The following is a 19,838-nucleotide window of genomic DNA, read 5'->3' as shown; positions in this document are numbered from 1 at the left end:
GTGGCGCTAGCCCGTCAGTGCAGTTCCCTGAGGCGGACGCCCCACACGCCTGCGCTGCACCACCGGATCGGGCACCGGAGCCGCCTCGACGAGGCGGCGGGTGTAGTCCTCGCGTGGCTCGCGCAGCACCTGCGCCGTCGGACCGGACTCGACCAGACGACCGTGCTGCAGCACCGCAACCTGATCGGCCAACAGTTCGACGACCGCGAGATCGTGGCTGATGAACAGGCACGAGAAACCCAACCGCTCCTGCAACTCCTGCAGGATGCGCAGCACCGCCGCTTGCACCGAGACGTCGAGCGCGGAGGTCGGCTCATCGGCGATCAGCAACGTCGGTTCGAGCGCCAGCGCCCGCGCGATACCGATGCGCTGGCGCTGCCCGCCCGACAACTCATGCGGAAACCGTCCCGACCAGTCTTTCGGAAGCTCCACCATGTCCAGCAGTTCAGCCACGCGCGCGCGACGCTCCTTGTCGCTCGACCTCCGCCGGTGCACCACGAGCGGCTCAGCGATGCTGTCACCGATACTCATCCGAGGGTTCAACGAGGACGCCGGATCCTGGAAGACCATGGCGTACTCCCGTCGAACCTCGGCGGGCTGCCGGCTCGCCGCCGTGTTCAACTCGCGCCCGTTGACGCGCACCTGTCCAGATTCGATGGGCGCGAGGCCGACGATCGCGCGACCGATGGTCGATTTTCCTGAACCCGACTCCCCTACGAGGCCGAGCATGCGCCCTTGTGGAATGGCAAAGCTCACATCCTGCACCGCGAGGAAGCCCGGACGTCCCCACGGTCCGCGATAGCGGACGTGGAGATCGGTGACTTCGAGCGCCATGGCGCCGGTCGGCGTCGTCTCACGTACCGGGTCCGGCGCGACCGAGTCGATGCGGGGAACCGCGTCCAGGAGCGCCCGCGTGTATGGGTGCGTGGGGTGAGCGAACAGCTCGTGCACCTCAGCGCGTTCCACCACCTCTCCGGCGCGCATGACGATCACCCGGTCCGCCATCTCGGCGACGACGCCCATGTCGTGCGTGATGAGGACGATCGCCATCGAGAGTTCTCGCTGCAACCGGCGCAGCAGCTGCAGAATCTCCTTCTGAACGGTCACGTCCAGCGCCGTGGTGGGTTCGTCAGCAATCAGCACGGACGGCCGACACGCAATCGCCATGGCGATCATGGCTCGCTGACGCTGACCTCCCGAGAGCTGGTGGGGAAAGCTCCTCACTCGCCGCTCCGGCTCTGGGATTCCCACGAGTTGCAGCAGCTCCACCGCTCGTTCCATCGCCGCTTTCCTCGAGATCGCCTGGTGGGACCGAATGGCATCGGCGATCTGCCGGCCGATCGAGTACACGGGATTGAAAGCGGTCATCGGCTCCTGGAACACCATGGCGATGTCCTGCCCACGAGTCCGTCGGAGGCGTTCCGCCGGCGCGGACACCAGGTCCTCACCGCGGAACAGGATCTCGCCGCGGCGAACGGCGTTGCCGGGCAACAGGTCGAGCACCGACATGGCGGTGACCGTCTTGCCGGAGCCGGATTCTCCGACGATCGCCAGCGTCTCCCCCGCTGCGACCGTGAACGAGACGTCCTGCGTGACCCAGGACGTGGCGCCTTCGTCCTGGATGAACCCGACGCTGAGCGATCGAGCTTCCAGCACGGCGGTGTTCGCCGTCTCGCGCATCATCGTCGCCCCGTCCGCACGCCATAACCTGCGTCGGCAGCGATGGCGCGCAACCGGCGGCTGCCCTCGACACACACCTCCTCGCTGGTGGCGATCGTTCGCCAGGTGTGAGTCCGCACCGCCATCTGGGGCAAGGTCCGCGGAAAGTGCTCGTAGACGAAGAGACCGTCATACCCGATGCGCTCGAGTGCCTCGAAGATCGCCCGCCACGGCACCTGCCCGGTGCCGGGGATACCGCGGTTGTTCTCGACCGCATGGAAGTGCCGCAGCCGCGATCCGGCTGCCTCGATCGCGGCCACCGGGTCGGCCTCCTCGATGTTCATGTGGAACGTGTCGAGTTGCACCGCGACGTGGGAGGAATCCACGGCATCCACGAGCGCAATCGCGTCGGTGGCCGTGTTGAGGAAGTAACCCGAGTACCGGCTCACCGGCTCGACGGTCACGACCACGTCGGCTGCCTCGGCGTCGGACGCCACCGCTTGCAGTGCGTGGACCGAGCGTGCCCACTCGGCTTCGGTGCGTCCGCGACCGACGAACGAGCCGTTGGCGGAGTGCACGCCGCCCGCGATGACCCCAGCCCCCACCGCTTCGGCGATGGCGATGCATCGGCGCAGGTGATCCAGTCCCTGCTGGCGCACGTGAGCCTCTTCGGCGATCGTCGACTGTCCGGCACGAAGAGCCGTTCCGAGGACCACCTCGAGGCCCGTGCGTCGTGCTGCCTTCGCCACGGCTTCGGTGGGGAACGTCGTCGCATCGCCGACGTGCAGCTCGATCGCATCCAGACCGTAGGACGCCACCGCGTCGAACACGCCGTCCACGTCCTCGGCGATGTCGTGAATGAACATCTGACTGTGGGCGCCGATTCGCATCGGGCACCTCCTTTCTGAAGGCACGCTCACCGCGAGTCAGCTCACGCTGAGCGGCTTGGCAGGGGTTGCCGGACGCCGGCCGCGTCCGCGGCGGGGGTCCAGCGCGCGTTCGAGCGCGTCGGCGAGTACGGAGAAGCACAACACCGTCGCCACGACGACGCCGCTGCTGAACAGCAACAACAGCGGCGACTGCATCATCAGCGCTTGTCCCTCGGCGATCATCCCGCCCCAGGAAGGAGTCGGCGGAACCACACCGAGGCCCAGGTAGCTCAACCCCGAGGAGAGCAGCATGGCGGTGGCCACCGTGAGCGACAGCTGCACGAGGACGGGTGGAAGCACGCCCGGGAGGATGACGCGGCCCAGAATCCGTCGGCGTGAGCTGCCGATGACCCTGCTGGCCTGCACGTACTCGAGATTGCTGATGGTGAGCACCTCGCCGTAGACGATGCGCGCGAAGCTCGGTGCGAACAGGATGCCCATCGTCACGACGAGGGTGAGAGCGCCAGGACCGAAGAGGGTAACGACGAGCAAGGCGAAGACGATCGGCGGGAACGCGAGGATGACTTCGATACCGCGCATCGTGAGCATTCGGACCAGCCCGCGCGAGGTTCCCCCGACGAGTCCGATGGAGACGCCGAGGAACGCGGCCAGTCCTGCCGCGCCGAACGAGACCAGCAGGTCCACACGCGCCCCGGTGACCAGCCGTGAGAATACGTCCCGGCCGAACTGATCGGTGCCCAGCAGGTGCGCCCCGCCCGGCGAGAGCAGTCGGTGGGAACTCTGCGCGAGCGGGTCGTAGGGTGCGACCCAAGGAGCGAGGACCGCCGCGACGATCAGTAGCCCGAGGAAGGCTGCGGCGGCCAGGGTTCCCGGCGACCGGAACTCCCTGAGCAGCGATGGCAGACGACTCATTAGTCCCTCCCCCGGGGGTCGAGGAATCCGTAGACGATGTCCACGACGATGTTGAGCAGCACGAAGAGCGCCGCGATGACGAGCACCACGCCTTGAACGACGGGGTAGTCGCGGTTGCTGACCGAGTCGACCAGGAGCGCGGACAGACCCGGCCAGCTGAAGACGCGCTCCACGATGACGGTGCCGCCAAGCAAAGCGCCCATCTGCAGACCCGTCACGCTGAGAACGGGCGTGAGCGAGTTGCGGAGGACGTGGCGGCTGAACACCTGTCGCTGTGTGAGGCCGACTGCCCGCCCAGTGCGGACCCAATCCTGCTCGCCCACGCTCAGCACCGACGTGCGCGTCATCCGGGCGACGATCGCGGTGAACCCGATCGAGAGCGCGATCGTGGGAAGGATCAGGGAGCGCAGGTTTTCGATCGGATCGGTCGCGAACGCCACGTAACCGCCCGACGGCAGCCACTGGAGCTGCACGCCGAAGACGTACACGAGTACGACGGCGGCGACGTAGGCCGGGACCGCCACACCGAAGGAGGTTCCCAGGGTGAGCGCCCGGTCGAGCCAGCCGCCGCGCCGCGCGGCCGACGCGCCGAGCGCGACGCCGAGGACGACCGAGACGAGCGTGGTGGCGATGACCAGTTCGAGCGTGCGCGGCAACCGCTGACCGATCAGCGCGGTGACGTCCTGTCCGTTGCGCAGCGATTCACCGAGCGATCCGGTGAGGAGCTGCCCCATGAACCGCGCGTACTGCTCCCACATCGGTAGGTTCAGGCCGAGCTGCTCTCGCAGCTGCTCGATCGCGGCTTCACTCGGAGTCGCTCCCGTACCGGTGAGGATCGTGCGGGCCGGGTCCCCGGGCACCAGCTGAAGCGCCAGGAACACGACCGTCGAGACCACCCACAACAGGACCACACCAACGGCGAGCCGCTTCACGATGGTGGAGAGCATTGAGGTTCCTTCCCGCACATCGTGGCCCACGGGCGGGACCAGCCCGCCCGTGGGCCACGAGCGTCACTTCGGAGCAGCGGACGCCAGCGTGTAGCCGGAATCGAAGGTCAGGAATCCGGGGATGTTCGAGAAGCCTTCGATGGTGTCGACGTAGCCGTACGCCTGAGAACGCCAGGCGAGTCCGATGATCGGCGCTTGCTCGAGGACGTGCTCGCCGAGCTCATCGTAGATCGCCTTGCGCTCATCCTCGTCGGCCGCCGCCCGTCCGCGGTCGAGCAACTCGTTGACCGTCGGATCGTCGTACCCGAAGGGCGCGTTCTGCGAGCCCGCGGGCGTGAGCATCTGATCGAGCCACGCGGGGTCGTTGGTCACGCCGACGGTTCCGTACACGGCGATGTCGTATGCGCCCTCGGCCCCCAGCTGGAGGCGCGTCGGCCAATCCGGAAGGTTCATCTCGAGCTCGATGCCGATCTTCTCCAGGTCACCTTGGACCGACAGTGCGGTGTTCTGGTGGAAGTCGTACTGGGACGACGACAGCATCCGTGCGGTGAAGCCGTCGGGGTATCCGGCTTCGGCCAGGAGCTGGCGGGCCTTGTCGAGATCTTGTTCGTAATAGTTGGCTTGATCGTCGTTGTAGAAGTCACTGCTCTCGGGCATCGGCATCCCCCACAGCGGAGCGCCTTCACCGCCGAGCGCCGAATCCACGACCGCTTGCCGGTCCACGGCGTATGCGACGGCCTGTCGCACCCGGGGGTCGCTGAAGGGACTCTCCGGGGTCGTATTGAACTGCAGGTACATGAACGGACCCTCGGTCTCGTCGAGGACGAGGTTCGCCGCGTTCTCCACCTGGTCGTAGCTGCTCCAGCCCACGAAGGAGATCATGTCGACGCTACCGCTGAGCAGTGCGTTGTCGCGAGCGGACTGATCGGGAAGGATCTGGAACTCGATCGTGTCGTACGCCGGTTCGTCCGGCTCGTAGTACTCGTCGAACCGCTCCACGACGAACGACGAACCTTGCTCGTAGCTGACGAACGAGAAGGGCCCGGCACCGACGTACGTGGGGTCGTCCGCTCCGATGGACTCGCTCGGCAAGATGGCGCCGGAGACGTCCGCGAGGTAGGGCAGGAACGCCGCGTCGGGCTCGGCGAGCTGCACCACGGCGGTGAGCTCGTCGGGGGTTTCGATGGACTCGATACCCTCCGCCACCGGGAAGAGCTTGGCGACCGCCTCAGGGTCCCGCAGGTGTTCGAAGGTGGCCTTGACGTCGTCACTGGTCAGGTCCGAGCCGTCGTGGAACGTGAGTCCCTCGCGAAGATGGAAGGTGAATACCTGATTGCCTTCCTCCTCCCACCGCTCGGCGAGGGCCGGTACGACCTCGCCGTCCGCGTCGTAGGCCACCAGGCCTCGGTGCAGGACGCTGTTGAGCATCATCGAGGCACTGCCCTGGTTCTGCGGGGTCACCAGGTTGGGGACGTCGCTGTCGAGGCCGAAACGCAAGGTTCCTCCCCCGTTGTCCTCCGAACCACTCCCTCCGGAGCAGGCCGTGAGCACAAGGGCTGCCGCGGTCGTCGCTGCGGCGAGCCGAAGAGCGCTGCGCGCGCCGCCGCTCGATAGTGTTCGCATCGTTGTCTCCTCACGGTGGGCGACCTGGCGGTCGCCGCGTATTGGGGCCCGAAGGCGGCCTCGGCGGCCCTGAAGGGAAAGCGAAGTGGGAACGCTCCCACGCCGAGGCTCCTGACAGTGTGGACCAGGGTTGGGAACGGTGTCAATGGGTTTGTGTACCCTTCGTCACACGTCACGCTCGTGTCATTTTCCCCGAGGTGCGCGGCCCAGTTTCCGGGGCTCGTCGCTCCGCTTGTCTAAGATGCGGACGACCGGACAACCGGTTCCCGCTGAAAGTGAGAAGGCCTAGTGGTGTCCCGACGCAATCAGTCCGTGACCGTGATCGATGTGGCCCGCGAAGCCGGAGTCTCGAAATCGTCCGCGGCCCGGGTGCTCTCCGGACGGGGATCGGCGAGTCCCGCGACCCAGCGACGGGTCACGGAGGCGGCGCAACGGCTCGGGTACCGACCCAATGCGCTGGCGCGTGCCATGGTCTCGGGCAGCAGCCACACCATCGCGGCGGTGATCCCCGACGTGGCGAACGCGTTCTTCTCGGCGACGTTGCGGGGTCTGACCGACGCGGCCCGGTCGGCGGGCTTCGAGGTCATCGTCAGCAATACCGACAACGACGCCGATGTCGAGGCTCGGTCCCTGGAGCTGTTGGCGGAAAAGCGGGCAGACGGCTTCGTGGTGGCCCCCGTCTTCCAAGACGCCCCCGAGGCCATCACCCGCCTCGTCGAGGACGGGACACCCGTCGTCCTGCTGGACCGCCGGATGCCCGCCCTCGCCGACCTCCCCCTCGTCTCGGTGGACCACGTCGGAGCATCCCGACTCGCCACGGAGTACCTCATCGAACTGGGGCACCGGCGCATCGCCATCGTCACCGAAGCGCCCGATCGACTCACCGACCTCCGCGAGCTTCCGCCAGATGCCGAGATCTCGAGCCTCCGCCCCTCCACGCAGCGGCTGCTCGGCTACGTCCAGGCCCTGGACGACCACGGGGTCGAGCTCGATCAGGACCTGGTGCTCGAGTCGGACTACGACGCGGGCTCCGCCCGGGCGGCGGTCAGCGCCGCGTTGGACGCTGGCCTCGGTTTCACGGCTCTGTACTGCACGGACGCCATCGTGACGCTCGGCGCCTACAACGCGGTGGCCGACCACCAGGTCGCCGTCCCCGACGACATCTCCTTCATCGGCTTCGACGACCAAGAATGGACCACCCTGGTGCGGCCATCCATCACCGTCATCGACCAGCCGCGTCATGAGCTGGGATCAGCGGCGGCGACACGGCTGCTGGCGCAGCTGCGCGACATCGATCCCGACGAGCGCGACCTTCGCCTCCCAGCTCACCTCATCCCCCGCGAGTCGACAGCTCCGCCCCGCTGACTCAGCTCATACCCTGCGGCGCCGCTGGTACTCCTCCACGGTGTTCTGCGAGATCTTGCCCTCGCGCGCGTCCTGCTGAACCGCATCGACCGGACGTTCGGCCGGATCTCCGTAGCCACCACCCCCGGCAGTCTCGATCGATGCGGTCTGACCCGGCTGGAGCACGGTGTAGCCGTGATCGATGGGGCGGGCGTCCTCGCTGAGCTCACACCGGGCCGAGTCCGCCGGTCCCCCGCCGAAGAGGCCCCACGGTCGCGACTTCTGCCGACTCGTGTCCAGCCAGAAGTGGACGTCTGGCGCCTCGACGCGAATCTTGCGCCGGATACCGAGACCTCCGCGATGTTCGCCCATGCCGCCGGAGTCGTCGAGAAGTTCATATGCCTCGACCATCAGCGGGTACTCGGCCTCGAGGCTCTCGACCGGCAGGTTGGAGGTGTTGGTCATGTGGACCTGGACACCGTCGAGCCCGTCCTTGTTGAAGCGAGCGCCGCTGCCGCCTCCGATGGTCTCGAGGTAGACGAAGTCGCGCCCGCGCTCCGGGTCGTGGCCGGAGAAGTGGACTCCCGTGTTGGCCCCGTTCGCGGCAGCGGTGACGCGATCGGGAACGGCCGGTGCGAGCGCCCCCTGAATCAGGTCGACGATGCGCTGGCACGTCTCACTGCGGCCGTTGACGGCGGCGGGAGCTTCACAGTTGACGATCGACGCCTTCGGCGCCTCGATGGTGATCGGCCGGTACAACCCGGCGTTCGGGGCGATGTCCGGATCGATGAGGGTCTTCACCGTGTAGTACACCGCCGCGTAGAGACCCGTCCACACGACGTTGACGCTGGCCCGGACCTGCGACGGGTTGCCGGCGAAGTCGAACAACAGCTCGTCACCGCGCACGACGATACGAACCCGCAGCGTCAGCTCTTCGTCGAGCTCCGGGCAGTCGAAGAGGTCCTCGAACTCGTACTCACCGTCGGGGAACTCGGCGATGGCCGCGCGCGTGCGACGTTCGGTGTAATCGAGCAGTTCGTTGCCCACCGCCTCGATGGCCGGCGCACCGTAGCGTTCGCAGAGCTCGAGGTAGCGGGTCGACGCGACTCGCAACGCGGCCTCCTGCGCTCGCAGGTCGGCCATCCGCTCCTCGGGAATCTGGCAGTTCAACAGGATCAACGCGAGCAGTTCCTCCTGCGTCTCCCCCTCGCGCACCAGGTGCACCGGCGGAATCCGGATGGCCTCCTGATAGATGTGCGCGTGTCCCCGGTCGCCGAAGTCGGCGTGATGCGCGAGAGCCGCGGCCCACGCGGACACCCGGCCGTCGACGAAGATCGGCGTGGCGAGCACGATATCGGGCAGGTGGGACCCGCCGCCGGTGTACGGATCGTTGCCGATGAAGACGTCACCGGGCCGAATGTCGGAGTCATCGAACCGCTCGCGGATGGCGGCGACGATGCCCATGAGCGAGCCCAGGTGCAGGGGTGACCCGCCCTCATCCTGGGCGATCGCGTTGCCCGCCGCGTCGAACAGGCTCGCCGTGCAGTCGCGGCGCTCCTTGATGTTCGGCGAGAAGGCGGCTTTGACGAGCGTCTCGCTCATCTCCTCCACGATGGTCGACAAGGCGGAGCCGACCACCTCCACCATCACCGGGTCGAGGACGTTCTCGCCGATCCTGTCCGCCGTCGTCATGCTTGTTCTCCGATCTCGATCACGAGGTTGCGCAGCTCGTCGACCACCAGGACGTCGCCGGGCAGCAGCACGGTCGTGGTGTCCATCTGCTCCACGATCGCCGGTCCGGCGATCCGATGGCCGGGTCCGAGGAGGGCGCGGTCGTACACGTCGACCGCCTGGTAGCCGCTGTGCGGGTCGAAGCACGTCTCGCGCGTCCCGATCACCGCCTCCGACACGTGCGAGGTGGCCGCCGGGCTCCGGGTCAGTTCGACGCGAGGGGCCACCCCGTGCGCCTCGACCCGGAAGGTGACGGCTTCCACGGCAGCCTCCGGCGAGCGGTAGCCGTACACCCGCTCGTGGGCGTCGTGGAAGGCGTCGACGACGGCGTCGACGCCGTCCCGAGCGAACTCGTGGCCCTCGGGAACCTCGACCGGAAGCTCGAAGTTCTGCCCGGCGTACCGCAGCTCCAGTCGGCGGACGAGCTTGCGCCCGTCGGCCGCAACGCCCTCGTCCTCGAACCAGTCGACGGCGCGCTCCGCCAAGCTCGAGAAGACCTCGTCGAGGGTGGTCACCGAGGTCGCGGCGACCGGCGTGATCTGGGTGCGCATGAAGTCGGTTTTGACGTCGGTCATCAAGAGGCCCATCGCCGACTGTGCACCCGGCACCTCAGGAACGACGACCCGGCGCATTCCGAGCTCGCGGGCGAGCCGAGAGGCGTGGAGTGGCCCTGCCCCGCCGAAGGGCACGAGCGCGTAGTCGCGCGGGTCGTAGCCGCGCTGCACCGACACCACGCGAATAGCGCGTGCCATGTTGGCGGTCACGACACGCAGGATGCCGAGAGCGGTCTCCTCGACCGAGAGCCCGAGCGGCTCGGCGAGTCGCTGTACGGCTCGCACGGAGGCGTCTCGGTCGATCTTCATCTGGCCGTTGAGCAGGTACTCGGGGTTGAGCATCCGGAGCACCACGTTGGCGTCGGTGACCGCGGCCTCGTCACCGTTGCCGTAACAGGCAGGCCCCGGGAAGGCGCCCGCGCTCTGCGGACCGACCCGGAGGTGGCCGCCGGAATCGATCCAGCCGAGCGAGCCGCCGCCGGCGCCGACGGTGTGGATGTCGAGCATGGGCGAGCGGATCGGTCGACCGTCGAGCTCCATGCCCGACGTGACCTTGGGCTGTCCGTCCTGAACGAGCGAGATGTCCGAGGAGGTGCCGCCCATGTCGAACGTGATGATGTCGCCGAATCCCGCAGCAGAGCAGATCTGTGCGGCCCCGACCACGCCGGTGCTCGGCCCTGAGAGGACGAGCCGGACCGGCATGGCCTCGGCGGTCGCGAAGGGGATGACCCCGCCGTTGCTCTGGGTGACGTGCGGCACCGCCCGCAGACCTTGGGCGGCGAGATTCTCACGCAGCGCCGCCAGGTACCGGTACACGACCGGACCGACGAAGGCGTTCGTCACTACTGTCGAGAGCCGCTCATACTCACGGAACTCCGGCAGAACCTCACTGGATAAGGAGACGTACGCCTCGGGGAACTCTTCGCGCAGGATCTCGGCGATGCGCTGCTCGTGCGTCGCGTCGACGTAGCTGTAGAGCAAGCAGACGGCAACGGCTTCGACGCCCTGCGCGCGCAGCTCACGGACCGCAGCGCGAACCTCGGATTCGTCGAGCGGTGTCTCGATTCGACCGGTATGCCGGACCCGCTCGGTGACCTCGGTGCGGGCGTGCCGCGAGACGAGCGGCGCAGGCTTGTCGGCCTGCGGGTCGTACATCGCAGGGCGCCGCCCCCGGCCGAGCTCGAGCAGATCGCGGAACCCGCGCGTGGTGATCAACCCCGTCGACACACCGTTGCCCGTGAGCAACGCATTGGTACCGACGGTCGTGCCGTGAGCGAAGTAGGAGATCTCTTGGATCGTGCGCCCGCCGATCTGGTCCAGGATCTCCGAGACGCCGCGAAGAATGGCGCGGCCGGGGTCGTCCGGTGTGCTGGACACCTTGCGGACGTGGACGCGGCCCGTGGTGTCGTCGAATGCGACGACATCGGTGAAGGTGCCACCGGTGTCGACGCCGAGGCGAAGACTCATGAACTGACTACTTTCGAATCGCTGGCGGGATCGGACGGCGAATGCGGGAGCGGGTGCCCGAAGGCCCCATGCTCGAGGCAGACCTGTGCGGCGTGGGCACTCGCCGCAGCACAGGTCGCGCGCACGTCGCGGTTACTGAGCAACCCGACGAGGACCGAGGCGATGAACGCGTCACCGGCGCCGAGAGTATCGCGTACCGTCACGTACTCAGCGTCCTGGAAGAGGATGCCGCCGGGGGTGCCGACGTAAGCACCCTCTCCCCCTCGGGTGGCCACGACGTACGTCGCCCCCGCATCCAGCGCGCGAGCAACGAGCGCCTCAGCCCCCTCGGCGCTCAGGTGGCTGGCTGAGAACGCTGCCAGGTACAGGTACTGGAGGTCGGGAAGTACCGCGTCGACATCGAAGCGGCTGCCGAAGTCGAACGACACCTTGGTGCGTCCGGCCATCTGGGCGACGTACGGCCACAGTGAACCGGCGTAACCCGAATGCACGGCGTCGAACTCCGCCATGGCGTCGAGCTGCGCGGGGGTCGGATCGAACGGCTGTACCGATCGGTCCGAGCCGAGGAACACGCGGTCGGTGCCCACGATGTCGACATCGGCGTAAGCGTTGTGGCCGTGCGCCGTCGTCACCCAGGTGGTGTCGACGCCTTCCGCGCGCAGGGCCGCCAGGACGTGCCGCCCTGCCGCGTCGTCACCGAGCACCCCCATGTAGGCGGCGCGGGCGCCCAACCGGGAGGCGAAGACGGCGACGTTGACGGCGTTGCCCCCCGGGAACAACAGCCCCAGGCGTCGGTATCGGTCGACGACGTTGTCGCCGGCACCGAGGATCTTCATCAGTACTGCACCTTGTACATGTAGCGACGAACGGACGTGTCGTGGCCGCGGCGAGCGGCGACATGATCGAGCACGCGGCGCTCGGCGCTCATCAGGGCCAGCACGCTCAGGTCACCGCGTGCCTCGGCCGAGATCCCAGGCAGGCTGAAGGACGCCGTGTCCACGACCCCGAGGCGCGAGGTGTAGCGCTCGCCGAACGACACCACGCGCTCACCGAGGCCCCGGCTAGCGTCTTCGGCGAGAAGCACGACCAGCGGCGTGTCCTCGAGGATCATCTCGAACGGCCCGTGGAAGAAGTCGCCGCCGTTGATCGCAGCGGAGTTCATCCACTGCATCTCCTGGAAATAGCACCAGGCCATCATCTTGGCCATGCCGTACGCGGGACCGCCGCCGACGATGTAGCTGAGCGGAGCGTCGGCCAGAACGTCGGCGATGCGCTCGCCGGCATCGGCAACCTCGTCCTTGACGGCCCGCAGCGCCGCCGGCAGCGCCGGCAGGCTCGCGCGGAGCGTCGCCGCTCGGTCCTCGGCACCGAACGCCTCGAGCAGCGCCACAGCGATCTGCTCGTTGTGCACGAGCTTGGGCTCCGTGATCGAGATCGTGTCCGGGTAATCCAGATGGACGTCGCCGACGCGCGACAGTCCGTTCTCCCCCTGACGCGAGATCGACGCGACGGTCGCACCCTTGGCCTTCGCGAACTCGGCGGCCGCCACCGTCTCCGGCGTGTTTCCCGAGTGCGAGGCAGCGACGACGAGGGCGTGCTCGTCCAGGCCGGCCGGCGTGCGCGAGGTCAGCTCCGCACTCGTGAGTCGCTGCGTCGTCAGCCCGGAGGCGTAGCGATCGAGGAGATCGAAGGCCGGATAGGTCCCGAAATGCGAGCCGCCGCAGCCGACGAGGTAGACCCGCTCGAGCCCCTTGTCGAGTGCCTTGTTCACCACCGTCCGTGCGATGTCGTCCTGATCAAGGGCGTGCTGCACGCAGGCCTCGAAATCGTCGGGAACCGCAATGAGGTCGCTCATGAAACCGTGACTGCCTTCTCTTCGTCGAGGTGGAACGCGTTGGGAACGCTCCCAACGTGTCTAGCCTGACCCATGATTGGGAACGGTGTCAACCGTGAATTTCCCTCGTCCTCTTTCCCCCGGGAGCCCGCGTTGGCATGCTGAAGCGCATGGCTACCGAGGCGGACGTGCGGCGCCTGGCGCTGGCGCTGCCGGGCGTCCAAGAGCGGACGGCGTACGGCACTCCGGCGTTCTACGTCGCGAAGAAGATCTTCCTGCGATTCCGTGAAAAGCCCGACGCCCTGGTGGCCTGGTGCAGCGATCTGGGCGAGCGCGAGGCGTTACTGGCGAGCGATCCCGACGTGTTCTTCACGATCGATCACTACGCGGGTCACGCGAGCGTCCTGGTCCGACTCGATCGGATCGGCGTGGACGAGCTGGCCGAGGTCATCGAAGACGCATGGCGCGCCCGGAGTCCTCAGCTGTCGTAGGCGCGAAGGATCTCGTCGGCCGCCGTCACCGCGGGCAACTCGCCGGCCAGAACGCGCTCGCGCAGCGATGCGCGGACTGCGGCGACCTTCTCGTCGCTGCGCAGCCGCTGATCGATCTCGTCGCGCACCAAGGTCCAGACGAAGTCGAGCTGCTGCTGGGCGCGCTTCTCGGCGACGCCTCGGGCGCCCATGAACTCTCGGTGCCGGATGATCCGGCTCCAGACGGTGTCGATGCCGGTTCCCTCGATGGCCGAGCAGGTGAGCACGGGCGGAACCCAGTCCTGCGTCCCGGCGTAGACGAGCCGCAGGGCGCCGGCGAGGTCACGGGCGGTGGTCTCGGCCTCCTTGACCCGCTCGCCGTCGGCCTTATTGACCGCGATGACGTCGGCGATCTCGAGGATGCCCTTCTTGATGCCCTGCAGCTGGTCGCCCGTGCGCGCGAGGGTCAGGAACAGGAAGGTGTCGACCATTCCGGCCACGGTGATCTCGGACTGGCCGACACCGACGGTCTCGACGAGGACGACGTCGTACCCGGCCGCCTCGAGAATCGTCATGGCCTGGCTGGTCGCCCGCGCCACCCCGCCCAGGGTGCCCGCGCTCGGCGACGGGCGGATGTAGGCCTTCCGATTGGTTGAGAGCGTGGCCATCCGGGTCTTGTCGCCCAACACCGAACCGCCCGTGCGCACACTGGACGGATCGACCGCGAGCACGCCGACCTGCTGATCGCGCCCGGTCAGATACCCGCCGAGCGCCTCGATGAAGGTGGACTTGCCGACGCCGGGCACGCCCGAGATCCCCACCCGCACCGCGCCGCCGGCGTGCGGGGCCAGTTCGGTGAGCAGCTCGCGGGCGGCCGCACGATGGTCGGCGCGACGCGACTCCACGAGCGTGATCGCCCGTGACACCGCGCCGCGCTGTCCGGCACGCACCCCCTCGACGAGTGCCTCGACGTCGACGGCTGCCATCAGTGCTGCAGCTGCGAACGGAGCTTGTCGAGCAGCGTGAGCGCCGAGTCGGCGATGACCGTTCCGGGCAGGAACACCTCGGCCGCGCCCATATCCTTGAGGGCCGGAACGTCGTCGGGCGGGATCACGCCGCCGATGACCACCATGATGTCCTCGCGTCCGAGCTCCGCCAAGGCCTGCTTGAGCGCGGGCAGCAGCGTGAGGTGACCGGCCGCCAAGGAGGAGACGCCCACGATGTGCACGTCGGCGTCGACAGCCTGCTGGGCGACCTCCTCGGGCGTGGAGAACAGCGGGCCCACGTCGACGTCGAAGCCCATGTCGGCGAACGCCGTGACGATGACCTTCTGGCCGCGGTCGTGGCCGTCCTGGCCCATCTTGGCCACGAGGATGCGCGGGCGGCGGCCCTCGGCCTGCTCGAAGGCGTCGGTCGCCTCGATCACGCGCTGGATGTCGCCGGTTCCGCCGGACTCACTGCGGTACACACCAGAAATCGTACGGATGACGGCTTGGTGGCGCCCGTAGACCTTCTCGAGCGCGTCGCTGATCTCGCCGACCGTGGCCTTCGCCCGAGCCGCGTCCACCGCCAGTGCCAAGAGGTTGCCGTCGAGCGAGCCGTCGCGGCCGGCGCCGCGCTCCGCGCTGTTGGTGAGCGCCTCGAGGGTGCGGCGGACGTCGTCCTCGTTGCGCTCGGCGCGGAGCCGCTCGAGCTTGGCGAGCTGCTGCTGCAGCACGGCCTTGTTGTCGACCTTGAGCACCTCGACGGGTTCGTCGTCGGGCACCCGGTAGGTGTTGACGCCGATGACCGCCTGCTGACCGGAGTCGATGCGTGCCTGGGTGCGGGCCGCCGCCTCCTCGACGCGCATCTTCGGGATGCCCTCTTCGATCGCCTTGGCCATGCCGCCGGCCGCCTCGACCTCCTCGATGTGCGCCCAGGCGCGGGTGGCGAGGTCGTGCGTGAGGCGCTCGACGTAGTAGGAGCCGCCCCACGGGTCGATGATGTTCGTCGTGCCGGACTCCTGCTGCAGCAACAGCTGGGTGTTGCGTGCGATGCGGGCGCTGAAGTCGGTCGGCAGTGCGATCGCTTCGTCGAGCGCGTTGGTGTGCAGGCTCTGGGTGTGGCCCTGGGTGGCCGCCATGGCCTCGATCGCCGTGCGCTGGACGTTGTTGAAGACGTCCTGCGCCGTCAGGCTCCAGCCGGACGTCTGCGAGTGCGTGCGCAGGCTGAGCGATTTGGGGTTCTGGGGACCGAACTGCCGCACGAGCCGCGCCCACAGGGCACGGGCGGCGCGCATCTTGGCGATCTCCATGTAGAAGTTCATGCCGATCGCCCAGAAGAAGCTCAGCCGCGGCGCGAACGCGTCGATGTCGAGCCCGACGTCGAGGCCCGCGCGGATGTACTCGACGCCGTCCGCGAGCGTGTAGGCCAGCTCGAGGTCGTTCGTCGCTCCGGCCTCCTGGATGTGGTAGCCGGAGATGCTGATGGAGTTGAACCGCGGCATCTTGGCCGCCGTGTACGCGAAGATGTCGGAGATGATCCGCATCGACGGCGCCGGCGGGTAGATGTACGTGTTGCGGACCATGAACTCCTTGAGGATGTCGTTCTGGATGGTCCCGGCGAGCTGCTCGGGCTTCACGCCCTGCTCCTCGGCCGCCACGATGTAGAGCGCCATGACCGGCAGCACGGCGCCGTTCATCGTCATCGAGACGCTCATCTGGTCCAGCGGGATGCCCTCGAACAGCTTGCGCGTGTCGTAGATGGAGTCGATCGCCACGCCGGCCATGCCGACGTCGCCGACCACCCGGGGGTTGTCGGAGTCGTAGCCGCGGTGGGTTGCGAGGTCGAACGCCACCGAGAGGCCCTTCTGCCCGGCGGCCAGGTTGCGGCGATAGAACGCGTTGGACTCCTCGGCGGTCGAGAATCCGGCGTACTGGCGGATCGTCCACGGCTGAGTGGTGTACATCGCCGGGTACGGGCCGCGCAGGAACGGCGTCAGGCCCGGGTAGGTGTCGAGCGCATCGAGGCCCGCGACGTCCTCGGGCGTGTAGAGCCGCTTGACGTCGATGCCCTCGGGCGATGCCCACGGCTCGGCGCCGTCGGTCGCTCGCGCGTACGCGTCGATGTCCGGAGCGGGCGGTCGCTCGGGATCGAAGGGCAGTCCCTGGAAGCTGGAGGGGATGGTCATGCGCTCAGCACCTCCCGGGTGCGACGGAGGAAGGCGAGGGCGTCGAGACCCGCGGCGACGGAGTCGTCGGCCCCGATGTCGGTCTTGCCGGCGACGATCACATACCTGGCACCGGCCTTGCGCAGCGCGGTGACGAGCTCGGCTCCCCACTCGGCGTAGGCGTTGTCGTGCCCGGCCACGCACACCACCTCGGGGCCTCCGGCCTCGCGGTACGCGTCGATGACCTGTTCGGCCCCGTCCGTCGCGCCGGCGACGGCGTGGTGGATGCCGCCGGCGGCGAGGAGGTTGGCGGCGAAGGACGCGCGCGCGGTGTGCTGCGCGATGGGCCCCATCGTCGCGAGGAACACGGGCTGCGCGGCGGGCTCGTCGCGCATCTGCTCGAACTCGCCCGCGTAGCGGTGCACGTCGAACGGAACCGGGTAGGGCGCACGCTCGGGCAGCTTCTCCTGGAGGTTCGGGAACTCGCTGACGCCGGTGATCGGACGCTTGCGTCGGGCGATCTGCAAGGCGCGCTCGCTCGCGGTGGCCTCGATCCGCTCGCGCAGGAGCGCGAGCGCCGCGTCGGTGCTTCCGGCGGCGTCGAGCTCGCCGAAGAGGTCCCAGGCGGCGCGAGCGATGTCGTCCGTCAGCTTCTCCACGGCGTGGGCTCCGCCGGCCGGATCGGTCACTGCGGCGACATGCGACTCGCTGATGAGCAGGGCCGAGGTGTTGCGGGCGATGCGGCGGCTGAACGGCGTCGGAAGTCCGAGCGGCTCGTCGAACGGCAGCGTGGTGACGGCGTCCGCCCCGCCGACACCGGCGGCGAACGTCGCGACCGTGGTGCGGAGCATGTTCGTGTAGCTGTCGTACCGGCACATCATGGGCCGCGACGTCACCGCGTGCTGTCGCTGGGCGCGCGCCGGTTCGACGATCTCGCTGAGTTGACCGACGCGGTCCCACAGCCGACGCGCCGCTCGAAGTTTGGCGATTGTGGGGAACTGTTCGTCGGTGGCGGCGTAACGGAACTCGAGCTGCTCGGCGGCCTCGTTCTGCGAGAGACCGGCCTCGGCGAGGGCCCGCAGATAGGTGACGCCGGCGTAGAGCGAGTAGGCCAGTTCCTGAACGTCCGACGCGCCGAGATCGTGAGCGGCGGTGGCGTCGACGACCACGCCGCGGATACCGCGTTGCTTGGCGATCCGCGCGAGGTCGACCGCGACGTCGATCGACGCGTCACCCCGGCCGCGCAAGGCGTTGCCGACCGGGTCGGCGCCGAGGTTGGTACCCGGATGAGCCTCCACGGCCTTGTCCTCGAGCACGCTGAGGAACGCCTCGGCTGCGGCACGAGTTGCCGTCGGGGCGTCGAGGATCACCGGCGCGAGGTCGAGGAAGACGGGCTCGAGCAGGGCGGCGAGACGATCGGGGTCGATCCCTTCATCACCGACGGTGAGCCACAGCGAGTTGGCACCGTTCTCCAACTCGGCGCTCACCGTGTCGGCGTCCGTGTTCGGGTCGATGAACCACCCACGGACGTCCCAGCCGTCGAGTTCGGTGCGTGCCGCGAGTGCCCCGCGGGTGAAGGGAGCCTGACCCGGCAGTCCCGCTTCGGGCAGGTCCTCCGTCAGCGCCGGCGTGCCCAGCGGCGTCACGGTGATGCCGTCGAGGGTCCGCGTGGCGAGAAGGTCCCACACGTCGGAGTCGGGGGCGTCCTCGGCCAGCTTGCGCGTTTTGCGCAGCACAGCCGCCGTCGCTTTTTCCCACTCGGCGAGGTCGTGGCTCACGCCCTCAGCCAGCGGAACTGTCTGCTCGGGTGCCATGGCGGCATCGTACGGAACGCCCGTGACGGGGACCACTCGCCCACCCCCGAATGGACGCAAAGTGACTCATGCCACAGTGGCCGACGCGAACTACTCGGTGAGGAGGGTGGCGCGGATTCTCCATACCCAGCGGTTGCCGAGGCGGATGGGTTCGGCGTGGCGGAAGGTTTTGAGTTTGTGGTGGTGCCGGCATAAGGCCCAGAGGTTCTCACCGCTGGTGGGGCCGTCCGGGAGTGGTTGTCGATGGTCGAGGTCGCAGTTCTGCGCCTTCTTCGTGCAGCCGGGGTATCGGCAGGTGCCGTCTCTGAACCGGATCGCGTTCCGTAGGTGCTCTGGTGGGTACCGTCCCTGGTAGGTGACGGAGAGGACGTCGTCCTGGTCGTTGATGAGGAGTCGGTACCAGAACGGGTTCCCACTCAAGGCGAGATCACGCAGCACGTTGGCCGGAATCACCCAGTCGCGGTCGGCGCTGATCGCCGGCTGATCATCGATTCCGGCGAGGGTGGACGCGGGGACCATGACACCGATCGCGAGGTTCGGGACGCGGGCGGGCTCATTGTCGGGGTCGATGTGGTCGAGGGCGTCGACGAAGAAGTCCGCCCGACGTTGGGCGATGGTCCGGTCGTCGTCGGTGGTGGTCTTGGCGGCGTGGTCGAGCCGCTCGTCGATCCCCGCCAGCACGTAGGACGGGAGGTTCTCGGCGTACAGGCTGCCGGTGCCGTCCTCATCATGGTGGATGGTCACGTTTCGTTCGGCGACGATGTCCTCGTAGCGTTTCTCGACTTCGTCGGGTTCGACCCGGGCGATGAACCGCCGCATCCACTGGCGCAGTTCGCCGGTGGTGTGGGTGGCGGCGTAGGCGACGACTTGGCGGTCAAGTTTGGCCACCGACCGTTCCTCGGTGAGTTTCCAGGCGCCGGCTGCGATGATCGACACCCGCGCCGCATCCAGTTCGCCTTCACCGAACGCCGCCCACACAGCGGGCAGGTCATCGCGGGCGGTTTCGGCCTCGTGCAGGCGGGCGGCCAGCTGATGCTCACTCCACCCGTTGGCCTGCGCCACGACCGACCGCACCGCCGCGATCTCAAGCTCCCGCGCCCGTGGTTCGAGTTCCCGCTCAATCCGGATCGTTTCGGCGGCGAGGTATTCCAGCATGCCCGACCAGCGGCGGTACTCCGCGAGAGCGTTCGCGCGCCGCAACCCGGCCAGGAAACCGACCCGCGCGTCAGAGCTGCTCTCGATCATGTTTCCAACCTAGAGAAGGCCACCGACACTCCCACGACCTTGTTCACACCCCTGTTTAGGTGGTCGAGTAGGCCCGAGGAACGAGGGCCGTATCGAGACCACGCGTCACGTGAGATGTGGTCTCGATACACGGCTCGCCGAGCTCGCCGCTACTCGACCACCTAGGAAGGCCAGCGCGCCGCGACTCGACCGCACCGGGG

15 protein-coding genes are annotated in these 19,838 nt (G+C 68.2%); 2 read left to right on the top strand and 13 right to left on the bottom strand.

All coding sequences use genetic code 11. The features are described from left to right. Window positions 1–6 precede the first annotated feature (6 nt). The 5 genes from D9V41_RS13440 to D9V41_RS13420 form a co-directional block, all read right to left on the bottom strand. Window positions 7–1,683, bottom strand: coding sequence for an ABC transporter ATP-binding protein (locus tag D9V41_RS13440; protein ID WP_243697276.1), 1,677 nt, complete (start codon window positions 1,681–1,683; stop codon window positions 7–9). Further along, window positions 1,680–2,549 carry a sugar phosphate isomerase/epimerase family protein gene (locus D9V41_RS13435; protein WP_121795089.1) on the bottom strand — a complete coding sequence of 290 codons (870 nt, stop codon included), beginning with the start codon at window positions 2,547–2,549 and terminating at the stop codon, window positions 1,680–1,682. The genes D9V41_RS13440 and D9V41_RS13435 overlap by 4 nt, the downstream gene beginning before the upstream one ends. Window positions 2,550–2,585: 36 nt before the next feature. Next, window positions 2,586–3,461 (bottom strand): ABC transporter permease, encoded by an 876-nt coding sequence (locus tag D9V41_RS13430; protein WP_121795088.1) that lies wholly within the window; start codon window positions 3,459–3,461, stop codon window positions 2,586–2,588. Further along, the gene (locus D9V41_RS13425; RefSeq protein WP_121795087.1) at window positions 3,461–4,408 is read right to left on the bottom strand and encodes an ABC transporter permease; all 948 of its coding nucleotides are present in this window, start codon (window positions 4,406–4,408) and stop codon (window positions 3,461–3,463) included. The genes D9V41_RS13430 and D9V41_RS13425 overlap by 1 nt, the downstream gene beginning before the upstream one ends. A gap of 63 nt (window positions 4,409–4,471) precedes the next feature. Further along, the gene (locus D9V41_RS13420) at window positions 4,472–6,031 is read right to left on the bottom strand and encodes an ABC transporter substrate-binding protein (protein WP_121795086.1); all 1,560 of its coding nucleotides are present in this window, start codon (window positions 6,029–6,031) and stop codon (window positions 4,472–4,474) included. 312 nt (window positions 6,032–6,343) lie between these two features. Here D9V41_RS13420 and D9V41_RS13415 point away from each other — a divergent pair, with 312 nt between their 5' ends. Then, window positions 6,344–7,396, top strand: coding sequence for a LacI family DNA-binding transcriptional regulator (locus D9V41_RS13415; protein ID WP_166376045.1), 1,053 nt, complete (start codon window positions 6,344–6,346; stop codon window positions 7,394–7,396). A 6-nt stretch (window positions 7,397–7,402) separates the two neighbouring features. Here D9V41_RS13415 and D9V41_RS13410 read toward each other — a convergent pair whose 3' ends face one another. From D9V41_RS13410 to D9V41_RS13395, 4 genes are read right to left on the bottom strand one after another with little or no spacing between them, the layout of a single operon-like run. Continuing rightward, complete coding sequence (locus D9V41_RS13410) at window positions 7,403–9,067, bottom strand: hydantoinase B/oxoprolinase family protein (RefSeq protein WP_121795084.1); 1,665 nt, start codon at window positions 9,065–9,067, stop codon at window positions 7,403–7,405. Continuing rightward, window positions 9,064–11,127, bottom strand: a complete 2,064-nt coding sequence (locus D9V41_RS13405) for a hydantoinase/oxoprolinase family protein (protein WP_121795083.1) — start codon at window positions 11,125–11,127, stop codon at window positions 9,064–9,066. Before D9V41_RS13405 ends, D9V41_RS13410 begins: the two co-directional genes overlap by 4 nt. Further along, the gene (locus D9V41_RS13400; protein WP_121795082.1) at window positions 11,124–11,963 is read right to left on the bottom strand and encodes a PfkB family carbohydrate kinase; all 840 of its coding nucleotides are present in this window, start codon (window positions 11,961–11,963) and stop codon (window positions 11,124–11,126) included. Before D9V41_RS13400 ends, D9V41_RS13405 begins: the two co-directional genes overlap by 4 nt. Beyond that, entirely contained in the window at window positions 11,963–12,982 is a 1,020-nt protein-coding gene (locus D9V41_RS13395) for an SIS domain-containing protein (protein WP_121795081.1), read from the bottom strand. Before D9V41_RS13395 ends, D9V41_RS13400 begins: the two co-directional genes overlap by 1 nt. Before the next feature lie 149 nt (window positions 12,983–13,131). Between D9V41_RS13395 and D9V41_RS13390 the strand changes: the two genes are divergently transcribed. Beyond that, the gene (locus tag D9V41_RS13390) at window positions 13,132–13,452 is read left to right on the top strand and encodes an MmcQ/YjbR family DNA-binding protein (protein ID WP_121795125.1); all 321 of its coding nucleotides are present in this window, start codon (window positions 13,132–13,134) and stop codon (window positions 13,450–13,452) included. Here the strand turns inward: D9V41_RS13390 and meaB are convergent. From meaB to D9V41_RS13370, 4 genes are all read right to left on the bottom strand, one after another. Continuing rightward, window positions 13,440–14,417 carry a methylmalonyl Co-A mutase-associated GTPase MeaB gene (meaB, locus tag D9V41_RS13385; RefSeq protein WP_121795080.1) on the bottom strand — a complete coding sequence of 326 codons (978 nt, stop codon included), beginning with the start codon at window positions 14,415–14,417 and terminating at the stop codon, window positions 13,440–13,442. The two genes, D9V41_RS13390 and meaB, sit on opposite strands and share 13 nt — an antisense overlap. Beyond that, window positions 14,417–16,600, bottom strand: a complete 2,184-nt coding sequence (gene scpA / locus D9V41_RS13380) for a methylmalonyl-CoA mutase (RefSeq protein ID WP_121795079.1) — start codon at window positions 16,598–16,600, stop codon at window positions 14,417–14,419. The genes meaB and scpA overlap by 1 nt, the downstream gene beginning before the upstream one ends. Further along, entirely contained in the window at window positions 16,597–18,393 is a 1,797-nt protein-coding gene (locus D9V41_RS13375; protein WP_121795078.1) for a methylmalonyl-CoA mutase subunit beta, read from the bottom strand. Before D9V41_RS13375 ends, scpA begins: the two co-directional genes overlap by 4 nt. A gap of 90 nt (window positions 18,394–18,483) precedes the next feature. Continuing rightward, window positions 18,484–19,638 carry an HNH endonuclease signature motif containing protein gene (locus D9V41_RS13370; RefSeq protein ID WP_121795077.1) on the bottom strand — a complete coding sequence of 385 codons (1,155 nt, stop codon included), beginning with the start codon at window positions 19,636–19,638 and terminating at the stop codon, window positions 18,484–18,486. Window positions 19,639–19,838 lie beyond the last annotated feature (200 nt).

The sequence above is a fragment of the Aeromicrobium phragmitis genome, assembly GCF_003674095.1.
Lineage (GTDB): Bacteria > Actinomycetota > Actinomycetes > Propionibacteriales > Nocardioidaceae > Aeromicrobium > Aeromicrobium phragmitis.
The sequence above is the reverse complement of the archived record's forward strand: the minus strand, read 5'-3'. Positions and strand labels throughout refer to the sequence as shown.